Origin of the sequence: Paenibacillus sp. KS1 (assembly GCF_001680695.1) — a bacterium.
GTDB classification, from domain to species: Bacteria; Bacillota; Bacilli; order Paenibacillales; family Paenibacillaceae; genus Paenibacillus_B; species Paenibacillus_B suaedae.
In genome coordinates, this window is sequence record NZ_MAIS01000057.1 from 1 (window position 1) to 19,604 (window position 19,604).

19 protein-coding genes and 1 pseudogene are annotated in these 19,604 nt (G+C 45.5%); 19 read left to right on the forward strand and 1 reads right to left on the reverse strand.

What is annotated here, in order from left to right:
• Positions 1 to 595 (forward strand): GNAT family N-acetyltransferase (locus BBG47_RS18305; protein WP_217492510.1); only part of this gene is annotated, 595 nt, incomplete at its 5' end.
• 430 nt (positions 596 to 1,025) lie between these two features.
• Here BBG47_RS18305 and BBG47_RS18310 read toward each other — a convergent pair.
• Positions 1,026 to 1,445, reverse strand: a complete 420-nt coding sequence (locus tag BBG47_RS18310; protein WP_065292899.1) for an exosporium protein C — start codon at positions 1,443 to 1,445, stop codon at positions 1,026 to 1,028.
• Between the two features lie 143 nt (positions 1,446 to 1,588).
• Here BBG47_RS18310 and BBG47_RS18315 point away from each other — a divergent pair, with 143 nt between their 5' ends.
• The 18 genes and pseudogenes from BBG47_RS18315 to BBG47_RS18395 all read left to right on the forward strand — a co-directional run bounded on the left by BBG47_RS18315 (position 1,589) and on the right by BBG47_RS18395 (position 19,321).
• Positions 1,589 to 2,701, forward strand: a complete 1,113-nt coding sequence (locus BBG47_RS18315; RefSeq protein ID WP_065292900.1) for a Gfo/Idh/MocA family protein — start codon at positions 1,589 to 1,591, stop codon at positions 2,699 to 2,701.
• A 91-nt stretch (positions 2,702 to 2,792) separates the two neighbouring features.
• Complete coding sequence (locus tag BBG47_RS18320) at positions 2,793 to 3,332, forward strand: DinB family protein (RefSeq protein WP_483310737.1); 540 nt, start codon at positions 2,793 to 2,795, stop codon at positions 3,330 to 3,332.
• Between the two features lie 53 nt (positions 3,333 to 3,385).
• Entirely contained in the window at positions 3,386 to 3,814 is a 429-nt protein-coding gene (locus BBG47_RS18325) for a GNAT family N-acetyltransferase (protein WP_065292901.1), read from the forward strand.
• A 240-nt stretch (positions 3,815 to 4,054) separates the two neighbouring features.
• Positions 4,055 to 4,456: a DUF5360 family protein gene (locus BBG47_RS18330; RefSeq protein WP_065292902.1), complete on the forward strand. Its 402-nt coding sequence runs from the start codon at positions 4,055 to 4,057 to the stop codon at positions 4,454 to 4,456.
• On the forward strand, positions 4,449 to 5,003 hold the full coding sequence (locus tag BBG47_RS18335) for a TetR/AcrR family transcriptional regulator (protein WP_065292903.1): 555 nt from the start codon (positions 4,449 to 4,451) through the stop codon (positions 5,001 to 5,003). The genes BBG47_RS18330 and BBG47_RS18335 overlap by 8 nt, the downstream gene beginning before the upstream one ends.
• A gap of 296 nt (positions 5,004 to 5,299) precedes the next feature.
• Positions 5,300 to 5,470, forward strand: a complete 171-nt coding sequence (locus BBG47_RS30005; RefSeq protein WP_175400573.1) for a hypothetical protein — start codon at positions 5,300 to 5,302, stop codon at positions 5,468 to 5,470.
• Between the two features lie 242 nt (positions 5,471 to 5,712).
• Entirely contained in the window at positions 5,713 to 6,267 is a 555-nt protein-coding gene (locus BBG47_RS18340) for a GNAT family N-acetyltransferase (protein WP_065292904.1), read from the forward strand.
• A 3-nt stretch (positions 6,268 to 6,270) separates the two neighbouring features.
• Entirely contained in the window at positions 6,271 to 6,810 is a 540-nt protein-coding gene (locus tag BBG47_RS18345; protein ID WP_065292905.1) for a histidine phosphatase family protein, read from the forward strand.
• A 137-nt stretch (positions 6,811 to 6,947) separates the two neighbouring features.
• Positions 6,948 to 7,514, forward strand: coding sequence for a hypothetical protein (locus BBG47_RS18350; RefSeq protein WP_254659857.1), 567 nt, complete (start codon positions 6,948 to 6,950; stop codon positions 7,512 to 7,514).
• A gap of 82 nt (positions 7,515 to 7,596) precedes the next feature.
• Positions 7,597 to 8,169 carry a cysteine hydrolase family protein gene (locus tag BBG47_RS18355; protein WP_065292906.1) on the forward strand — a complete coding sequence of 191 codons (573 nt, stop codon included), beginning with the start codon at positions 7,597 to 7,599 and terminating at the stop codon, positions 8,167 to 8,169.
• A 142-nt stretch (positions 8,170 to 8,311) separates the two neighbouring features.
• Positions 8,312 to 8,810 (forward strand): annotated as a pseudogene (locus tag BBG47_RS18360) (DinB family protein).
• 280 nt (positions 8,811 to 9,090) lie between these two features.
• Positions 9,091 to 9,705: a superoxide dismutase gene (locus tag BBG47_RS18365; RefSeq protein WP_065292907.1), complete on the forward strand. Its 615-nt coding sequence runs from the start codon at positions 9,091 to 9,093 to the stop codon at positions 9,703 to 9,705.
• Positions 9,706 to 9,830: 125 nt separating this feature from the next.
• A complete protein-coding gene (locus BBG47_RS18370) occupies positions 9,831 to 10,493 on the forward strand; it encodes a helix-turn-helix transcriptional regulator (protein WP_175400575.1) in 663 nt (220 codons plus the stop codon).
• Positions 10,494 to 10,899: 406 nt separating this feature from the next.
• Positions 10,900 to 11,427: a GNAT family N-acetyltransferase gene (locus BBG47_RS18375; protein WP_065292908.1), complete on the forward strand. Its 528-nt coding sequence runs from the start codon at positions 10,900 to 10,902 to the stop codon at positions 11,425 to 11,427.
• A 189-nt stretch (positions 11,428 to 11,616) separates the two neighbouring features.
• Positions 11,617 to 14,403 carry an S-layer homology domain-containing protein gene (locus BBG47_RS18380; protein WP_254659858.1) on the forward strand — a complete coding sequence of 929 codons (2,787 nt, stop codon included), beginning with the start codon at positions 11,617 to 11,619 and terminating at the stop codon, positions 14,401 to 14,403.
• Positions 14,404 to 14,726: 323 nt separating this feature from the next.
• Positions 14,727 to 15,716, forward strand: coding sequence for an ABC transporter substrate-binding protein (locus tag BBG47_RS18385; RefSeq protein ID WP_065292936.1), 990 nt, complete (start codon positions 14,727 to 14,729; stop codon positions 15,714 to 15,716).
• Between the two features lie 79 nt (positions 15,717 to 15,795).
• The gene (locus BBG47_RS18390) at positions 15,796 to 17,568 is read left to right on the forward strand and encodes an ABC transporter ATP-binding protein (protein ID WP_065292909.1); all 1,773 of its coding nucleotides are present in this window, start codon (positions 15,796 to 15,798) and stop codon (positions 17,566 to 17,568) included.
• On the forward strand, positions 17,561 to 19,321 hold the full coding sequence (locus BBG47_RS18395) for an ABC transporter ATP-binding protein (protein WP_065292910.1): 1,761 nt from the start codon (positions 17,561 to 17,563) through the stop codon (positions 19,319 to 19,321). The genes BBG47_RS18390 and BBG47_RS18395 overlap by 8 nt, the downstream gene beginning before the upstream one ends.
• Positions 19,322 to 19,604 lie beyond the last annotated feature (283 nt).

Sequence of the window (19,604 nt, forward strand, 5' to 3'; positions counted from 1 at the left end):
TTCTGTCCAACTAAGTGTAGCCGATCTAAATAAATCACGATTGAGTGGAGAATGGAACATGTCTTACATATATCGCAGTTTAACGATGGATGAGTGTGAACGAATCCAAGAAATTAATCCGTCTCAGTACATCAAAAGGGCATGGCGGGAAGTTGATGGTGTACGTCAACTAATCGAAATCAATTATCAAGAGAATGATTGGCCTGATGGCTATGAGCATTACCTCTCGAAATTGAAACAAACCATCAATCAGGATGGCTGTGCGGTTGGCGCATTTGAGGATACGGGGAAATTGGTCGGGTTCGGAACGATCAATCGAGAGATGTTTGGGCAAGCATACAAGTATGTACTGCTAGACTCTTTATTTATTTCTTTAGAGTATCGCAATAAGGGGATCGGCAAAGTATTATTCCAGACTTGTGCCGAAACAGCGAGAGAATGGGGAGCAGATAAAATTTATATTTGCGCCGGCTCTGCAGAGGACACAATCGCATTCTATTTTGCATTAGGATGTAAGGAAGCAGAGGAAGTAAATGAAAAGCTGTATGAGAGCGATCCGAGAGATATGCAGCTGGAGTATCCGCTATCATCATAAATACGAATCCCTCCCGAGCTAAATGTGCGGATATGAAAGGGCCGTTGAACAGCATTACGAATTGAGTTGAGAGCGTATCGGGATCCTTCGTTCCGCCTGTTCGGCCATTCGCATCAAGTTATGTTGCATATCCCTATGGGTGGCACTTCGACATGCTAACATAGAGCTGAAGCGGCAATCTGTCTCCCTGTTTCATGAGAGCAGATTGCCGTTTTTTATGAAAAGTAATACAAGGCCGTCGTCACTATTCAATTTATCCTATTCGATATGCTGGCTTGTGACTTCTTATAAGATTGATAGAATAGGGTTGAGCGCTGGAATAATGCAATTGCTAGTGTTTATCATGATGCGGTATGCTTATATTAGAAATAAGATCCAAATACAACCTTAGGAATATAACGATCCTATTGAAGATATAGAAAAATATCTATTAGTTTCTTGTTTTAACAGCTAAACCACTAAACGATATCGGTCCAACGATATCGGCTCTTGTATTTGCAGTACGGTTTTCTGCTGTGACCGTATAAACATGTGTGCCCGTTCTTACATTTCTATCTTCGGCCTGGAAGGTAACTACGTAATTTTGTTCAGAACCGGCGGATTCGATTCCTTGCTGCGTATTGAAAATTTCTCTACCATCGCGGAAAATGCGAAACAGGATTTGCGCAATTCCAGTCACACCTTTAACCCCTACGGTTGCTACCAAGTCTACGCGATTCGGTTGAGAGTTCGTTGGAATTCGTATCGAGATTGTAGCGAGTCGAGTTCTTGATTTGCGGATCGTAACCGCGTTTGCTGGGTTGAATCTACTGCGTGGCTGAGCCGCAGCTTTATCGAGAATACGTGCCAAACCTATCAACTCCTTTTGTTTGATAGTAGTAAGATATGCTGAACTAAGAGAGAATGCTTGGACAATTTTGTGTGCGGTTTGGAAGAATACGAGGAATTCATGTCATGGATTTGGTGAAATGATATCATTTGAGGAGATATCACATGAGAACGATTAAGCTAGGCATGATTGGCAGCGGGCATGTGAGCAACCGCTATTTTGAACAAGCAGAAGGGCTGGAAGGCGTGCAATTTGTCGCTACTTATTCCAGACATCTGTACAATGCAGAGAGAAAAGCAGAAGAATATGGAGTTCCTAGCTGGTATGATGATTATCGTGAAATGATGGACAAGGAGCAGTTGGATGGCGTCGTCGTCACAACCCCTCATTCGATACATGCGGAACCCGTGCTCGCTGCACTTGAAAGAGGGCTTCATGTGCTCAATGAGAAGCCAATGGCAACCTCGCTGGAAGAATGTCGGCGTATGGTTGCTCTAGCTGTAGAGAAACAAGTGATATTAATGAACTTGCCGTATGATTTGCATCCCGTGTATCTGACGGCTGCCGATTATGTGAATGAACGATATATTGGGAAGATTACCGGTGCGGAGGCGCAGTTGTCTCTGCCGGGGCCTTGGAGAGACAACTGGTATTATGATAAATCTGTCGCGCATGGCGGAGCGGTTCTGGATTGTTTGGTATATCCACTTAGCCGCCTAATCGGCCTATTAGGCCCTGCCGTCAGTGTTATGGCAGAAGTGAATACACTGATACCAAATCGAATCGTTGGTGATGGCAAGAAGGTGTCCAGCGATGTAGATGACAATGTGACGCTGATCCTGCAATTTGCCGGAGGACAGCATGCGGTTATTCGCTCCTTATGGGGGATGGCATTTAAGCAGAACAACACGATCATTTACGGCCGCAAGGGGACGATAGCATTGAATGACAGCGGTTATCCGCTTGTGATTCATTCGCCTGATCAAGTAATTGCGGGGGCGGAACAAGTATGCTGGCGAGGACTTGAGAATTGCTATCTCCCACGAGACGAATTCGCAATGCATCAAAGTGAAAGTGTAATCGGTTACTTTGCTCATTGCCTTGGCACAGGAGAACAGCCTATTCAATCAGCGAAGCAGCAGTTGCATGTCCACGAGATTATGTTCGGGGCTTATCGTTCTGCAGAATCCGGACAGCGGTATCAGTTGACTACAACCTTTACTCCGTGGAGTCAATTGGATTCTGCAATATTCGATACTCGCAGTGGTTATTTGTAAATATCCTTACGGAAACAAAGGTTGAATTAGTATCCTGCGGAGCGGGCTGTATACCAATAAAAGGGGGAAGAAGACAATGGATATGGAAGATTTGTATCTGATCACCGATAAGGCAGGCTTTACTCCGGAAATGAGCAGGCTCATCTCGATGATGAATTATGCGCGCTACACAACAATGAAGACGGTAGAGGGATTAAGTCAGGCACAATTGGATTACGTGATGGATCCACACAGCAATTCCATTGGAGCGTTGCTATACCATATGGCTGCTGTTGAATATGCGTATCAAGCATTTACATTCGAGAATCGTGAATTAACCGAGCAGGAACTGTTAACGTGGGGAGCCGCATTAGAGTTAGGGGAGAAAGGCCAGCAGATGATTCATGGGCATGATCTGAACTTCTATTTAACGTTGTTGGACGAAGTTAGACAGCGTACACTCGATGGATTCAAGAGCAGAAATGATGAGTGGCTGCATGAAGCGGCTCCTTTCTGGCATGGCAAACCTGCGAACAACTATTTCAAATGGTTCCATGTGTTTGAGGATGAAATAAATCACCGCGGGCAGATGAGATTCATAAAAAAGAGACTCCCCCTCAGAATTTGTAGCTGGCAGCGATCACGTATATGATCGTGAAGTAAATCTTCTACTTGCAGGGAGATCTAATGATTGGAGAGTCATACATGAGCAGCAATTATACAATCGAGCTAAGAATACCTACTGTACTTGAGTATGAAAAAATATGCAGTGCAGTCGGATGGAAAGAGTATATGAACTTTGATGTGGTCGAGGAATCGCTTCGCAATTCTCTGTTTGGCGTCGTTGTGCGTGATCAAGAAGAGATTGTGGGGATGGGAAGAGTTGTAGGGGACGGACAGATTTATTTTTATATCCAGGATATCGCTGTAGCTCCTGAGCATCAGGGTAATGGAGTCGGTAAACTGATTATGGAGACGATCAAAGCCTATCTGGAAGAAGCGGCACCAGATAAATCGTTCGTTGGATTATTTGCTTCGAAAGGTAAAGAAAATTTCTACGAGCAATACGGCTTCCATAACCATGATGGGATGACGGGGATGTTCGGCGTGATTCACAATCGCAAGTTGCAATAATAATAGACAAACATGCCCTGAAGTGAGGGCATGTTTTTTTATGCGCATTCCTATCCGAACCCCACTTTCGGCTTATGAGTGTAAGAGCTAGGTGTAGTTCATTCTCCCTTCGGATATCTTTTTTTTCGTTTCCTCTTGATTCATGATGCGGAGAAGGATATGATGGAAATCACGGAAAACATAATGTTTTAAATGTTTTCCACGCCGATTTCTTTACATCATTTTCAAGGAGAGAGTAGAATGGGGAAAACATTGAAAGGTCTTATGCTGTTCACGGATATTGGGTTTATTGTCTATTGGACGATTACGTTCATGGGATGGATTCCGAAGGAGTATCTCTATCAAGATTACAGCAATGAACTGCTCGTAGCATGGAATATGTCTTTCATTCCGTTGGACTTGTTCATATCGGTGACGGGGATTTTAAGTATTTACTATTATCACAAGAAGAAGCCAGCTTGGTCAGCGCTGTGCTTCACATCGTTGCTGCTTACTTCCTGTTCGGGGTTACAAGCCATCGCATTCTGGTCAATTCGGCAAGATTTCGATATGATGTGGTGGACACCGAACCTGTTTCTTCTCTTCTATCCACTATTCTTTTTGGCGAAAGTAATGAAAAGGGAGTGCAATTGTTATGCATGATCGTATCGCAGGAGCTGCGATTGAAGAGATTAAAATTCGAGGCTTGAAGTTTGCCATCCGCGATGTAGCAAGCAGGCTTGGAATTAGCACGAAGACATTGTATCAGCATTTTGAATCCAAGGAACAACTCATTACGTGCTTAATTGAGCGATCGATTCAAGAGATGAGAGATTCTGAAGCGCGCATGATGCGAGATGAATCCTTATCGATTGTACAAAAGCTTGAGCAAGCCCTGACGATGCTTCCGAGCGCGTTTGCGTTTACGGACATCCGTACATTGGACGAGTTGAAGAAGCTGTATCCTGAACAATGGAAGCTTGTAGATGCCTATGTCCAAGAAGGCTGGGACAATATTCGATTATTGATAGAAGAGGGCATCCAAGCGCAAGTCATTCGCCCATTTGATATGGAGTTATTCATTGACATATACATAGGCGCGCTATATCAATTGATGGATCGTAGGACAAGGGAAGGAAATCAGTTGTCATTAGAGGAAGCCCTGCGAAGAACCGTAGATATGCTTATGTACGGAGTGATAGTGAAATAAAGCGGAGACCAGGCAGCTCTTACAGGAGGACGTTGAACACGTCGAACTGTGAAAGGCTGCTTTATTATAAGCTGCTTCACTCATATTCATGGTTGCTGCTTATTACTCGTTAGTTTGAGAAAGGGAGGGTCTTGGACAGTCGTTTCCAATATTATGAATTTACGTTATACTTAATGGTAATGTGAGTTAGCTATTCTCCGACCGTATTATGATGTGATAGGACAGCAGCAGCTATGACTGCATATGGTGCTCAGCATGCTCATTCATGTAAAATACGATACGAGAAGTTGAGAGCAGTGAGCAATATGTATGGCGGATATACACTTGGATGGGGGACGTTAGCCCTGATTAATGCAGGATTGGCACAAACGAAAAATAGAAGCGGGTTGAATTGGTTTTTGATTTCCTTGCTGATTGGGCCTTTGGCAACATTCTTTATCGTCATATCCGATAAAAAGAGTTCTTAGACGTCTACATTTGATCCGATCATGAACACGAATACGAAACTACGAAATCCCATCGCATATAGAGAACTATTTTCCTCTCAATTATACATATCATAATTCGTTTCGAAAAACGATGCAGCCTTCATGAATGGGAACAGAAGCCATTGTCTCTACTCGTGAAGGTTTTCTTTTTTTCATAACTCAACATACTTCATATCAAGCAGCAGAGAAAGTACAAATCAAGATGGAAATGGAGGCGTGAGATGTCAACCATTTTTCAAACCGAGAGCTTAGTCATGAAGCAAATTGATGAAGTCCATGCCGAGCAGGTGGTAGACTACATGGTGCGAAATCGAGAATTTCTGTCAGCGTGGGAGATTAAGAGAGAGCCAGCCTTCTATACAATGGAGTGGCAAACAAAAGTACTGCGAGAAGAACGCATTCAATATGAGAGAGGGTACTTGTTCAAATTATGGATATATGAACTAGACGATACGGAGCGAATTATTGGTTCTATTGCACTTAGTAATATCATTAGAGGGGCATTTCAATCCTGCCATCTAGGTTATAAGCTGGATAAGGATTTGCAAGGAAGAGGGTACATATCTGAGGCGTTGACCGTGATGATTGAAATCGCATTTCGTGATTTGGAGCTCCATCGTATCGAAGCCAACATCATGCCGCATAACAAGGCTTCACTTAGAGTAGTGGAGAAGCAGGGATTTCAATTCGAGGGATTAGCCAAGAAATATCTTAAAATTAATGGGAAATGGGAAGACCACATCCATATGGTGTTGTTGAATGAGGAGATGGAGTAGGGAATGAAGATTGGGCTAGTGAGACATTTTCCCGTTCAGTGCAAACCGGAGAAGAAGTGGATGAGCTCCGCGGATTTCAATCATTGGGTTGAGCAGTATGATCAAGCAAAGGTTGTTCTTGGCGATCCTCTTCATGACAACACGGCGTGGGATCTATGCGTGTCTAGTGATTTATCAAGAGCAGTGACAACCGCCGAGCATATTTATAAAGGCAGAATTATCACAACTCACCGTCTTCGAGAGATTGGAATGCGTTCTGTGTTGCAATCGAATGTCATGCTGCCGCACATTGTATGGATGATTTTGTCACGATTGGCGTGGCTATGCTCTCATCCATCACAAGAGGAGACGAAGCAGCAAACATTAACTAGGGTTAGCAAAGTAATTGATTGGATTGAGGAAGAAAATCAATCGAATGTGCTGATCGTATGTCATGGAGCATTGATGAAGGTTATGCATAAAGAGCTCATACGAAGGGATTACAAGGGCAAAGGAGATTGGAAGCCTCAAAACGGGAAAATGTATCTATATGTGAAGGGTTAAGGAAGATTGGAAGCAGTAGAAGCGTCGTCTTGTTCTTGAAATGCAGTAATGAAGATACATGCAAGATTGGATCAAGCGCGATCAATTAGGTTATCCTTGGTAAAGATGAAAGTATCATAATAATAAGGGGATACGCTGTGCCGAATGAGAAAGTTACCTTAAGAGATCTCGTTTTGGATAAACCATTTGCATATAAATTAAGTGTGATGTTGGAAAGTAGATTAATCGGGTATAAGCATTTTTATCTGTTTTGTGATGAAATCATTGACGTCTATACGAAGCCGCCATATTGGGTTATTCAATTAGCAGTAACAAAGTACCAGGCTAGTGCAATTAGTATTGTGAATCATTACATTTACTCCGAACCGTTTATGGAAGTTGATCCTAAGCTATATGATCAGTACATTGCATGTTTATATCTCAGATATGCAAGAAACGAATTATCATGGGCTTCTTTCTTATGCAAATCAGGGGAGTATTCGGATGGGACAGGAAGCGTAAAGGAACCATGTGAGTATTTTTATGATTTGTTGAATGAATTTGAAGAATCGGAATATAGCAGTGAATTGGAGAAACACCAATTGTATGAAGTAGTTGAGAATTTCAAAAGTGACATTGATGCCATGAATCCAATTTATCAAATGTTCAGGGGTTACTATAAAAAATATGTGAATCGTAATCTTTGTTCATTACCTAGGAAATAATCGCGAGAAACATACAAGAAACCGAGATAGTGGTTAGCGCGGATTAATGCATCGGATTAGAAATAGCCAAGGAGGAAAAAAGGTGAGTAAAGACAAAGCGTTACTTATCATTGATGTTCAAATGGCAATGTTCGACGAATCTGATCCGGTACATGATGGTGAGGGGCTAATAGAGATACTCCGTCGTGTGCTTGCGGAAGCGCGTGCTGCAGGAGTTCCTGTTATTTATGTACAGCATAATGAAAACGAAGGCGCACCACTGGAGCCTGGTCAACCAGGATGGGACATCCATCATGCCATTAAACCGGAAGCTCACGATATTGTGATTCAAAAGAGGAAGCCAGATTCCTTCTATGGGACAACATTGAAGCAGGAACTGGATGATAGAGGCATTCGTGAATTAATCATTGCAGGCATGCAGACCGATGTATGCGTGGATACGACATGCCGCTGTGCGTACAGCCATGGATACAAGATTACGCTATTGAGCGACGCCCATCGTACATGGCCGAGCAGCGGGCTGACCGCAGATCAGATCATTGCGCACCACAATGCTGCACTTCGATTGTTTGCAGATGTGAAAGAAAGCAGGTATGCCTTTGTATCGAATGTGGATTCGGAGCCAGTAAATTCTTCGGAGTCAAGGGAGAATTAGGGGCGTATAGAACGGAGCAGCTTCGAATAGTAGAAGGAGTATGAAATGCAATATGGAAATGATTCGAATGACAATGAAACTGGACAGATCGTAAATGTCTAGTGTTCCAAATGAGTTAACATTGAATATGGGAGGGATCGCCCTGCAGACCTTTTTCCGTTATAACTGGACGGTTCGAGAACAATGGTATCAAATGGTGTAAAGATATCCCCTACGAGGAACTGGTTCGTCCGCGAATAGGTGGTGTCGGCGGAATCTTGCCCACGCTGTTCCATGTGGTTGACGTGGAGTGGAGCTGGATACGTGTACTGCAAGGAAAGCAGGACTTTGATGAAGGATTCGATAAGTAAAGTACGCTTGAGAAAATCATTCAACTAGATGAACAGTTTCGGCCTGAAGTAGAAGAATTTGTTCGCTCATGGAATGACAGCATGGAGACGCGTCTTTTTTATGATCATCGTTCAGACGGCACTGTACTTGTGTATGCTTGGGGAGAAGTGATGCGGCATATCATAGCCCATCACATTCACCATATCGGTCAGCTATCGGTCTGGGCAAGAGAAGTCGGGAAGCAGCCAGTATCGGCTAATATGATTCGAAAAAATCTTATTCAACCAAGCATGACCGCAGATCAACTGTAGTAGATATGCTTTCTACAGCAATGGGACGAAGAAAGAACAGCCAGTTTCCAGCCTGTTATATTGTACGAAGCTATTGCATGTCAACAAAATAGGTAAGTTGAGTGAGGACAATCCATTCGAAGCGTTCGAAGGGTGCGTCTTTTTTTTATTGAAATACGTGAACCATGTATCTCTCCTCAAATGTTTCCCTAAGGAAAAATAATTTACTATATACAAAAGTTTTGGGTAAATATATAATCAGAGGTATATCCGGATATACGAACCAAAAGGAGATGATTACATGAGCGTATTTACTTTGCCAGAACTTCCGTATGCATACGATGAGCTGGAGCCTCATCTGGATGCAAGAACGATGGAAATCCACCATGGGAAGCATCATGCCACTTATGTGGCTAATTTAAATAAGGCGTTGGAAGGTCAGAGGCAATTTGCAAATGCTTCGGTTGAAGAATTGATCAGCAACTTGAACGATGTACCGGAAGAAATACGTGCTGCGGTTCGCAACCAAGGCGGGGGACATTACGGGCACAGCTTATATTGGTCGATTATGAGTCCGACAGGCGGGGGCAATCCATATGGAGACATCGCGAAGGGCATTGAGAAGCACTTCGGCAGCTTCGAACAGATGAAGGAAGATCTGACGAAGGCGGCTATTAGCCGCTTCGGATCTGGCTGGGGCTGGCTCGTCGCGAACGGAGATAAGCTTGAGGTGATGAGTACACCGAATCAGGACACACCGCTAATGGAGAATAAAACGCCTATTCTGGTGGTGGATGTGTGGGAGCATGCTTACTATTTGCAATACCAGAATCGGAGACCGGACTTCGTGTCCTCCTGGTGGAATGTAGTGGATTGGGAAGAAGTGAACCGCCGCTACAATGAAGCCGTACGTTAACAACAATACGATGTGCGTAAACTTTGCGGAAGCAGGACGCTGCTTCTGCAAGGTGTGGGCTGCATCTCAGCGAAGGGAAAATACGGCGCTTGGAGCATTGAATGATTAGGGAAAGGAGCATGCGCATGAGTATGAGCCAAAAGAGGAGTGTAGTAAATCTTTCCGGCCAAGACAGCACCTCCAGAGAAAAAGTATTGTTCTGGCTGAAAAAGCTCGGTACAGTCACAGTTCAGGATCTGATTGATCGGATGGATGTGACAGGCGTTGCAATTCGGCGATATATAACGGAACTGCAAGAAGAGGGGCACATCGTAACGAAGGTGCAGCGCCATCAGGTTGGCAGACCGACGCATTATTATCAACTGACTGATTCTGCATTAGAGCTGTATCCACGTCAATATGATGAACTAGCGACTGAACTGTTCGATGAGCTTGAGGCGCTGTACGGGGAAACGGGTGTGGCTTTGTTCTTCGAACAGAGAAGCACTAAGCTGAAACGACGATATGAAGATACAGTTACTGGAGAAACGCTAGAGGATCGGTTGGAGGCGCTCGTTCGAGTGCAAAATGAACAAGGCTACATGGCAAACGTGCATCCGAATGCAGATGGCTCCTTTTCCTTCGAAGAGAAGAACTGTCCGATTGCCAAAGTGGCGTGCAGGTACGGCCATGCCTGCCGCTGCGAGCTGCAATTATTTCGTTCCTTGCTCCAAGTCCAAGTAGAGCGTACAGCATGCATGGCTGAAGGTGGAAATGTGTGCAGTTATCACATTATGCAAGATTCGTAAATGTAAAATCAATATTGGAGCATGTTCAATAAAGCTTCCCTAATAGGCTTTTCGAGCATGCTTTTTTGTTATCTTCATATTTAACTCATAACATCGGCATGTTTCGAATTATGACACTATCGTTAGCGTATGAATGGATGTATAATAATGGATGATGTTTTGCGGAAACCTTTTGCGGCCAATCTGCATCCAAGTAGTAGAACAATTGCATTAATGCGTCATTGCAATAATAGATTAGCATCTAAGAGGGAGGTGAAAGGGTAATCCATAATTGTAGAATCAGGATTCTAATGGCTGCCCGTCCTGCATTTTGCCTGAATGCCGCATGATAAGTCGCAGTTGGTTATACCAGCTGATGAAAAGCGATTTGGAATGACACATTCACGCAAAAATAGGAGGAAGTACAATGATAAACTATCAAGTAATGACGGAAGCTCAAGTGGACAAATTGAAGGAAATCGATCGCTCGGAGCATATTGAGCTGATTTATGAGATGCATGATGGCAAGATGACGGAAATCCATGCGAACCACGAATGTCCGAATTGGGACATTGAGCAGCTGCAGGAGATGGAAGCACGATATGTATACGAACTGCAGAACGGCGGAATGGCCGTCGGTGCTTTCGATGGAGACACCTTAGTAGGCTTCGGCGTATTGGCTCATCAATGGCGCGGGGAGCAGCTCGACCAGCTTCAGGTTGATCTCATGTATGTATCTCGGACTCATCGCAGACAAGGGATCGGATCGCGCATTATGAATGAGCTGGCGGAAGAAGCGAGAAGAAGGGGCGCAAAGCACCTCTATGTTTCTTCAACGGAAACTCGCTCGGCGGTATCCTTTTACAAGAGCAATGGCAGCCAGTTGACGGATGAAGTAGATCCTGAGCTCTTCCAAAAAGAGCCGAAAGATATCCATATGCTGATTACGCTTTAGAAGTTATGTTACTTCGATAGGATTGTACGATGAAGTGCTGGCGCAATTTGCCAGCACTTTTGTATTTGTAAGTTCTCGTATTTATATGAACAATGTAGCCGAAAGTGAAATCGAAGTAGCTTTTAACCGATAATATGAAATGAAATGAAAGTGAAAGTAAGGGAATATAGAAAAAGAGGGGAAACGAAATTGAATTCGACAATGAAACGATTAATGTCAGTGTTGCTATGCCTTATGTTAGTCCTTACAGCTCATTCAGGTTCGGTTCAAGCCAAAGGGAATAATGGAGGTGTCGTTAGCGAACAGCAATATACACGTATCGGCGAGGATTACGACATTCTTGACGAGAATGTGTTACTGGACAAAAAGGACGGTAGCATTTGGACTTGGGTCTTGAACAAAGATTATTTAGAAACTTTAGATTTCTATGTAGGTGAAATGTACCACATTCCGGGCTTGCAGGATGTGAAGCAATTTAGGTACAAATCGCGTGAGATAGACGGTAGAGATATTATTAACTACGTTGCGTTAAAAAAGGACGGAACCGTATGGTATTGGGACTCCAAAACTGGCGAAGCCGACGCCACTATTATACATAGCCCTATGAATACTCCGTCGCCCATCAAAGATTTGGATAACGTAACTTCAATCGTCGCCGATTTTTTCGACAGCTATAAATTCAAGACCTTGTTCGTATTAAAATCAGACGGTTCGGTGTGGAGTTGGGGAAGCGAAATAGGCGATGCCACGTCGATTCCGATTCAATCCAAGCTGCTTGATGATGTCGTATCCATAAATTCTGCGCACGGTTTGGTATACGCGGTTAAGAAAGACGGTTCGGTATGGAGGTGGAGTACAAGTTCGTACCTTCCGGATTATATCTCTGAAAACAAAGGGCCCGAGCAGATTAAAGGACTTGTCAATATCGTTAATATACAGATAAGCAGTTATGAAAACTTTGCATTCAAGCAAGATGGCACGGTCTGGTCCTGGCCTGCGTATAAGCCTGAAGCGATTCCCAAGCAAATACACCAAGCAACAGGCGCACGGGCTATGGTTGAGTTTAGCCTGATGTCGCGCATGATGTTGCTAGATCAATTTATTGACACCATGTATTCTTTGCAAACGAATGATCAGCTTTGGTCCGTGTACAACGACGATAAAGTATTCCCCGGGCTTACGGATATCGCTACCATATACCTTAAGCACCGGGACAAATATTCTACATGGTATTATGCGTTCAAAAAGGACCAGACCTTGTGGGCGTGGGATGATTATTATGCTTCCTTGCCAAAGCTCGTTGTGTTCACGAAAGGCACGGCAGCGGGCATTCGCTCTGACATAGCAGAGAAACTAATTGGTGAGGGTTCCGGCACAGTAGAAAAATCAACTGGCGAGCGTCCCGGAATTAAAGAAAAACCAATTGGTAATCGTCCCGAGACAGTAGTTCAGCCTAAGAAACGTACGTCGCCTGAAGTTAGCCTTTATCCATTTATCACAATGCTGCAGCCTGGCGGACAACAGCCGATAATCGCAACCAACGTGGTTCCCGGAACTCAGATTACGTATTCCATTGAAAATCCCAGCATCGGAACCTTGGCGAATGTGAATGGCGTTCCAGTTGTGAAAGGGATCAACCCGGGACAAACCATTGTGCGCGCTACCATAAGCAGACCTGGTGTACCGAATGAGACGACTTATGTATTGCTGTATGTCGTGGGTGGCAGCCTGCAGTCCAATACGTATCTCACAGCTGTCCGTTCGCTTCCTGACATTGACAAGCAGAATCCGCTTATGGTGGAAGGATTGACACAAGCAGGAGAGCTTGTGATTACAGCTGCAAGCAGCGAGAAGCTGACCCCAGTTAACGGCCAGTTCGTGTTAACATCCGAGCTGATTGCACGCTTAGCCAGCAATGCGTCAAAGGAGAAGTCACTGGTACAGCAGACGCTATCAGAGAATAAGATTACACTTGCGAGAGAACTGATTGTGAATGCGGAAATTGTGACTTTATCCAATCCAAATGAATATGTGTTCAAGCTTAATAAAGAAGGCTTAGTGGGCCGGAAGGATATTGACTATATTACCGTTCATGCAGGGGATGCGAAACTCGTATTCAATGTTGCGACCGCAGAGCGACTGTTCCAATCGCAGCCGGTTATCGTTATTCGTCTGGCGAAAGAGAGTAACGGCGGATATCGTGTACAGTTTCAAAATGAGCAAGGGCAGGAGCTTTCGGGCATACCAAGTAATATTCAGCTCATTCTGCCTACTAGCCAAATCGATGCGACAAATACAAGTGTGTTCTATGTGAATGGGAAGGCTAGGGAGCCGATCGGTGGGAAGTATAATCCGTCCAAAAACGGCATGGAAGCGGAAATCAATCGTTCTGGAACCTATCTTGTAGAAGAGAATTCAAAATCATTCCCGGATATGAACGGCAGAGATCCAGAGTTGACGCAAGCGGTTCAGTTTCTAGGCTCCAAAGGAATCGTTTCTGGAAAAGGAAACGGCAATTTTATGCCCGATTCTCTGCTAACCCGTGCAGAGTTCACGACGATGCTGGTCAAAGTGTTTAACGCTATGGATGAAACGGCAAAGGAAAGCTTCTCGGACGTGGAGCCGCCGCAATGGCATTATCCATTTATCGCTTCTTCCGAAAAAAATCATATCGTTGAAGGTTATCCTGACGGCACCTTTAAGCCTGATCGTACGATAGAACGCCAAGAAATGACCGCTATTGGCGCAAGATTCCTGCATGAGAGGAAGCATTATTATTATCCTTCGAATCCGGAGGAGTACTTAAATCGATTTGTAGATAAAGAAACGGTATCCAAGTGGGCTAAGCCAACGATGTCCTTGGCGGTGAAGCAGCGCTTGATCGATGTTCCCACCGATAAACAGATTAAAGCACGCGAGGCGGTTACACGCGGGGAAGCCGCACGAATGCTGTATCGTCTTTATTTACAGCTATAATCCTGCATTGACTTACAAGCTGTACCAGCTTCGATATAAGTCGTTTATCTAGATAACTTCTAGCAGCTATTAGAGAAAAGAGCAACAAGTTCGTCGTATTTGAATGATTCGCTCTCGACTTGCTACCGCTCCATACTGATCGTTCCATACTTACCGCTCCACTAGGAGCGGTTTTTTTATTGTTTGTTTATCCGTACAACCGCCAAACTACTCCCTCTACTGGTGGTCAGGAAGAAACGGCTGGTAGTAACATGATTCTATTGATAATGGTTCTCAATATTGTCATTGATCAGTTTAAAACTCGCAAAGGGGAAGTAGAGAAGATGAAAACAATGAAACGATTCACGGTAATGTTATGTGCATGTCTGCTGCTGATTGCAGGATGCGGCAATCATGATGCCAATGATGCCAAAGAAAATGCAGACAAAGAGAAAGAAGTGGTACAGCAGACAGCTGCGGGCAATAAAGCAGCATCAGCGGCAGCGTACCCGCGAACGATTACACATTTGTCCGGCAAGACGATCGTGGAAGCGAAGCCGCTTAAGATCGCAACGCCTTATATATCCTTTGTCGATTATATGGCCGTATTGGACACCTATCCGATTGCCGGTCAAGGGATTGAGATTATTGAGCGGAATTTCCCCAGCTTGAGCAAGCGAATTGCAGGCAAAGGAATTCAGGACTTGGGGATGGAAGCCAATCTCGAGAAGCTGCTGGCAGTTCAGCCGGATTTAATCATCGCGGCAGATGATATGAAGGAGCAGTATGAGCGATTGTCGCAGATCGCCCCGACGGTTATTTTCCCGCAGGCTGGAGAATGGAGAGAAACGCTGAAGCAAATTGCGGAAGTCATTGGCGAGGAGGAGAAGGCTGAGCAGGTGCTCGCGGAATTCGATCGCAAGAGCGCGGAGTATAAGGAGAAGCTGGCGTTCCGCCAGAATGAGTCCGTTCTATTTACGATGTATAGCGGCAAAGAGATGTTTGTCATGTGGAATGATGGTCGATTTGATCCCTTCTACAAGGGACTTGGCTTGAAGCCAGTAGAAGCTGCAGAGGCGAACGGACAGATAACGCTCGAAAGCCTTGCTGCCTTGAACCCGGATCACTTGTTCGTCATCAACAACTGGCAGAATCCGGTTCAAGGCGGTGTTAGGGAAGCGATGAAGAACAGCAAGGTGTGGAGCAGCATGAATGCCGTCAAGAACAACCGGGTGTATGAGCTTGCAGACCCTTCACTGCCTGGGCCAATGGCATTGGCGAAGATCGACGGGATCGAAGAGATCATGCAAGCTATGGGGAAAAAGGATCAGTAAGATAGCGGGGTACATAGTTCCAGTATTCGCTGTTCGTTTTAGATTGACCGTTTGGAATAAGGAAGGGAGATGCTGCATCATGGCAACGACACCATTGCCGTTTATGCTGCGGCTGGTACAGAAGCAGCGCGTCAAATTAATCGCCTCCTGTATCTGCTCCGCGTCAGGCGCTGTATTTGCTTTGGTTCCGTACGTGCTTGTGTTCCGCATCACGGATCTCTTGCTGCGCTCGACTGTGGAATGGCACGACATACGTTGGCTCATTCTTATGGCCTTTATTTCGATATTGCTGCGCTTCATCTTGATGGGGGCTTCGACGATGCTGGCGCATGCCGCAGCATTTCATGTGCTCTATGATTTGCGTGTGCGCTTGGTCGATAAGCTGGGCAGGCTGCCGCTTGGCTTTTTCAGTGAACAGCACTCTGGACGTGTAAAAAAAATCGTAGCCGATGATGTGGAGCGAATTGAATCTTTCATCGCCCACCATCTTCCGGATCTGACGGCTTCCCTTGTAGCACCATTGTTAACGATAGCATACTTATTCAGCGTGGACTGGAGGCTTGCGATCGCCGCCTTGCTGCCGATTCCAGCAGCCTATGCGGTTCAGGGCATTATATTTTTGCGTGGAAGACGCTCAGAGGATATGAAACAGATGCATCATTTATCGGAAACAATGAACGGCGCGATTGTTGAGTTTATCCATGCAATGCCTGTCATTAAATCGTTTAATCAAACCGTACATTCCTTCGCCCGCTATCGCAACTCTGTTGAAAGCTATGCAGCACTGTGGGGGGAGATTGCGCACAAAAAAACGCCGCTGTATACGCTGTTCCTGCTTCTATTGGAATCGGGATTGCTGTTTATTATGCCGTTGGGAGCTTGGATGTACGGTCAAGGAAATGTGACCTTCCCTGTGCTTGTATTATTCCTGCTGCTCGGTGTCGGATTAACTGCACCGCTGCGCCAGATTTCTACCTTGGCCCATATGATGCAGAACAACATGGAGGGGGTTCGGCGTATTCAACAGCTGTTAGCAGAAGAAGAGCTGTCATCTTCCATGACCGTCTGCACGGGGAACATGCCATCCCGATTCGATATTTCCTTTCAAAATGTCACGTTTGCGTATGAGAACCGGCAAGTGTTACACGACATTCATTTTACGGCAGAGCATGGTAAGGTGACTGCACTCGTTGGGCCTTCAGGAGCGGGCAAGTCAACAGCAGCTCAATTAATCGCGCGTTTCTACGAGGTTTCAAGTGGAGCGATTCAGATTGGCGGGATTGATATTCGCTCAATCCCACCAGAGCAATTGATGGATATGATGTCGTTTGTGTTCCAGGATGTTCCCGTCGTGAGTGATACAGTAGCAGCTAATTTGCGCATGGGAAAAGTGGAAGCTCAGGACGATGAGCTGATATCTGCCGCTCAAGCTGCGCAGGCGCATGAGTTCATTATGGCGCTGCCAAACGGCTACAATACGTTGATTGGAGAGGGCGGCGTGCACATCAGCGGCGGAGAACGACAGCGCATTGCAATCGCACGTGCCATTCTGAAGGATGCTCCGATTCTTATCTTAGACGAAGCCTTTGCATTCGCAGATGCGGAAAATGAAGCGAAAATTCAGGACGCGCTAAGCAGACTGATGCATCAACGGACAGTCATCGTGATTGCACATCGACTGTCTTCGATAACAGATGCCGATTGCATCGTCGTGTTGGAGGATGGTCACCTATCCGGCATGGGAACGCATGACGAACTGCTTGCGCACAATCCGCTGTATGCCGGCATGTGGATGGCGCATCGCGAAGCAGACGATTGGTCGCTGGAAGGAAAGGACGGGGCCTATGTTTGACACAATACGCTTCATAACCGGTCGTTCGGGAGCCTTATTCACTCGAGCAACACTTTTCACCATCGTGGAAATGGTCGCAAATGCCGCGCCAATGGGGCTGCTATTCGTGGTATTGATATCCTTGTTCAACGGTACGCCTACGGCCTTGGAAATTGGCTGGTGGCTGGCGATTCTGCTGCTGTTATTTTGCGTCCAAGCGATATTTGCGAGTATGGGACAGATCGATGCACAGCGTACAGGTGCATTGATCATGAAGGATGTGCGGCTGCGCCTGGGCGAACATTTGCGCAAGCTCCCGATGGGGTACTTTTCACGGAAGGATCAAGGGGATATTAGTCACACGCTCTTGGCAAATGTGGACGAAGTAGAAATGATCTTGACACATCTGTTCAATCAATTCATTGGGGCGATTACACTGCCCATCGTAAGCGCACTGTTCCTGCTGCTTGTCGATTGTCGATTAGCGCTCGCTGTATTTGTATCCGTGCCCTTCGCCTTGCCATTATTATTCTGGTCGCAGCGAGTGATGGCAAAGCGCAGCAAGCAGCGGCAATCAGCAGCAGTGGCTGTAAACTCGCGTCTATTGGAATATGTACAGACGATTCGACTGATGAAGGCTCACAATCAAACAGGTCAGCGATTTAGGAGATTGGAGCAAGCCATGGCACGACTGCGAGATGATAGTATACGAGTGGAGGCAATGACTTCGCCTGTTGTCATGCTGTTCTCCATTGTGCTGGAACTTGGGTTTATCCTGCTGCTTATGGTGGGCTGCTACTTGCTGGAAGGCGGGGTTATCGATGTCTCTGTGCTGCTTATTTTTCTGGTTGTCAGCATGAAGTTCTATCAGCCGCTTCGTGTGGCAGGCGCTTCACTGATTCAAATTCGCTATATGACTTCTGCTGGGGAACGGATAAGGGATATTTTTGAAGAGAAGCCATTGGTAGAGCCTGCACAGCCCCAGCTTCCGCAGACATACGGGATTGAATTTGATCATGTATCGTTCAGTCACGGGGATGCTGAGGTGTTACAGGATATTCATTTGCATATCCCTGAAAATAGCCTGACCGCTATCGTTGGGCCTTCCGGTGCAGGCAAGTCTACATTAGCGGGCTTGGTGTCACGTTATTGGGATGTGACGAAGGGAACTGTAAAAATCGGCGGCGTAGATGTGCGTGCGATAAGAAGTGAGGAGCTATTAAGCCGAATTAGTACGGTGCAGCAGCAGCCATATCTCTTCAATGAAACGATTGCAGGCAATATTCGAATGGGCAAGCTGGATGCATCGGATGAGGAAGTGGTGAAGGCAGCTAAGGAGGCTTATTGCCATGACTTCATTATGAAGCTTCCGCGCGGTTACGCTACGATTGCTGGAGAAGGCGGGGCAATGCTGTCAGGAGGAGAAAAGCAGCGAATTGCGATCGCTAGAGCCATTCTCAAGGACGCACCAATCATCATTCTGGATGAAGCGACGGCCTCGCTGGATCCGGAGAACGAGATGCATTTGCAGCGCGCGATTAAGAAGCTGACGCAGCGCAAGACGGTGCTCGTCATCGCTCACCGCCTGAAGACGATCCGCGGAGCGGATAACATCGTTGTGCTGGAGCAGGGTCGGGTTGCGGAGCAAGGCACACATGAAGAATTGCTTGCGCATGAAGGCACGTACTATCGCCTATGGCATGAGCAGCAGAGGATTGGCGGCTGGAAGATTGGGAGAGGGGTTGCAGGAAGAAGGGAGAAATTAGAAGAGTAGAGGAGTAGGGGAATGAGGATAGCGATTACTTCATAATGTCCCATTGATTCTTGGGCTTAGCCTTACGCAAGTTATTGATTGTTGATACCAGGATCGGGTCAGAAAGGATAGAGATATTCGATATAGTAACACGAAGTGCTGGATAACATTTCTACTCACGAAACATCAATTCAACCGTTCTAAAGTGAAATGGACTGTAGTACCCATTTACTTTGGAGCGGTTTTTTTCATGCAGGAATGGAGGTTCATGTCTACAATTCGTACCCTAAAATGATATACTAGG

Excerpts from the sequence above, each read along its gene's own strand:
- BBG47_RS18345 (WP_065292905.1), top strand. The coding sequence starts at position 6,271 with ATGAAGATTGGGCTAGTGAGACATTTTCCCGTTCAGTGCAAACCGGAG.
- BBG47_RS18370 (WP_175400575.1), top strand. The coding sequence starts at position 9,831 with ATGAGTATGAGCCAAAAGAGGAGTGTAGTAAATCTTTCCGGCCAAGAC.
- BBG47_RS18365 (WP_065292907.1), top strand. The coding sequence starts at position 9,091 with ATGAGCGTATTTACTTTGCCAGAACTTCCGTATGCATACGATGAGCTG.
- BBG47_RS18325 (WP_065292901.1), top strand. The coding sequence starts at position 3,386 with ATGAGCAGCAATTATACAATCGAGCTAAGAATACCTACTGTACTTGAG.
- BBG47_RS18335 (WP_065292903.1), top strand. The coding sequence starts at position 4,449 with ATGCATGATCGTATCGCAGGAGCTGCGATTGAAGAGATTAAAATTCGA.
- BBG47_RS18330 (WP_065292902.1), top strand. The coding sequence starts at position 4,055 with ATGGGGAAAACATTGAAAGGTCTTATGCTGTTCACGGATATTGGGTTT.
- BBG47_RS18315 (WP_065292900.1), top strand. The coding sequence starts at position 1,589 with ATGAGAACGATTAAGCTAGGCATGATTGGCAGCGGGCATGTGAGCAAC.
- BBG47_RS18390 (WP_065292909.1), top strand. The coding sequence starts at position 15,796 with ATGGCAACGACACCATTGCCGTTTATGCTGCGGCTGGTACAGAAGCAG.
- BBG47_RS18395 (WP_065292910.1), top strand. The coding sequence starts at position 17,561 with ATGTTTGACACAATACGCTTCATAACCGGTCGTTCGGGAGCCTTATTC.
- BBG47_RS18375 (WP_065292908.1), top strand. The coding sequence starts at position 10,900 with ATGATAAACTATCAAGTAATGACGGAAGCTCAAGTGGACAAATTGAAG.
- BBG47_RS18385 (WP_065292936.1), top strand. The coding sequence starts at position 14,727 with ATGAAAACAATGAAACGATTCACGGTAATGTTATGTGCATGTCTGCTG.
- BBG47_RS18340 (WP_065292904.1), top strand. The coding sequence starts at position 5,713 with ATGTCAACCATTTTTCAAACCGAGAGCTTAGTCATGAAGCAAATTGAT.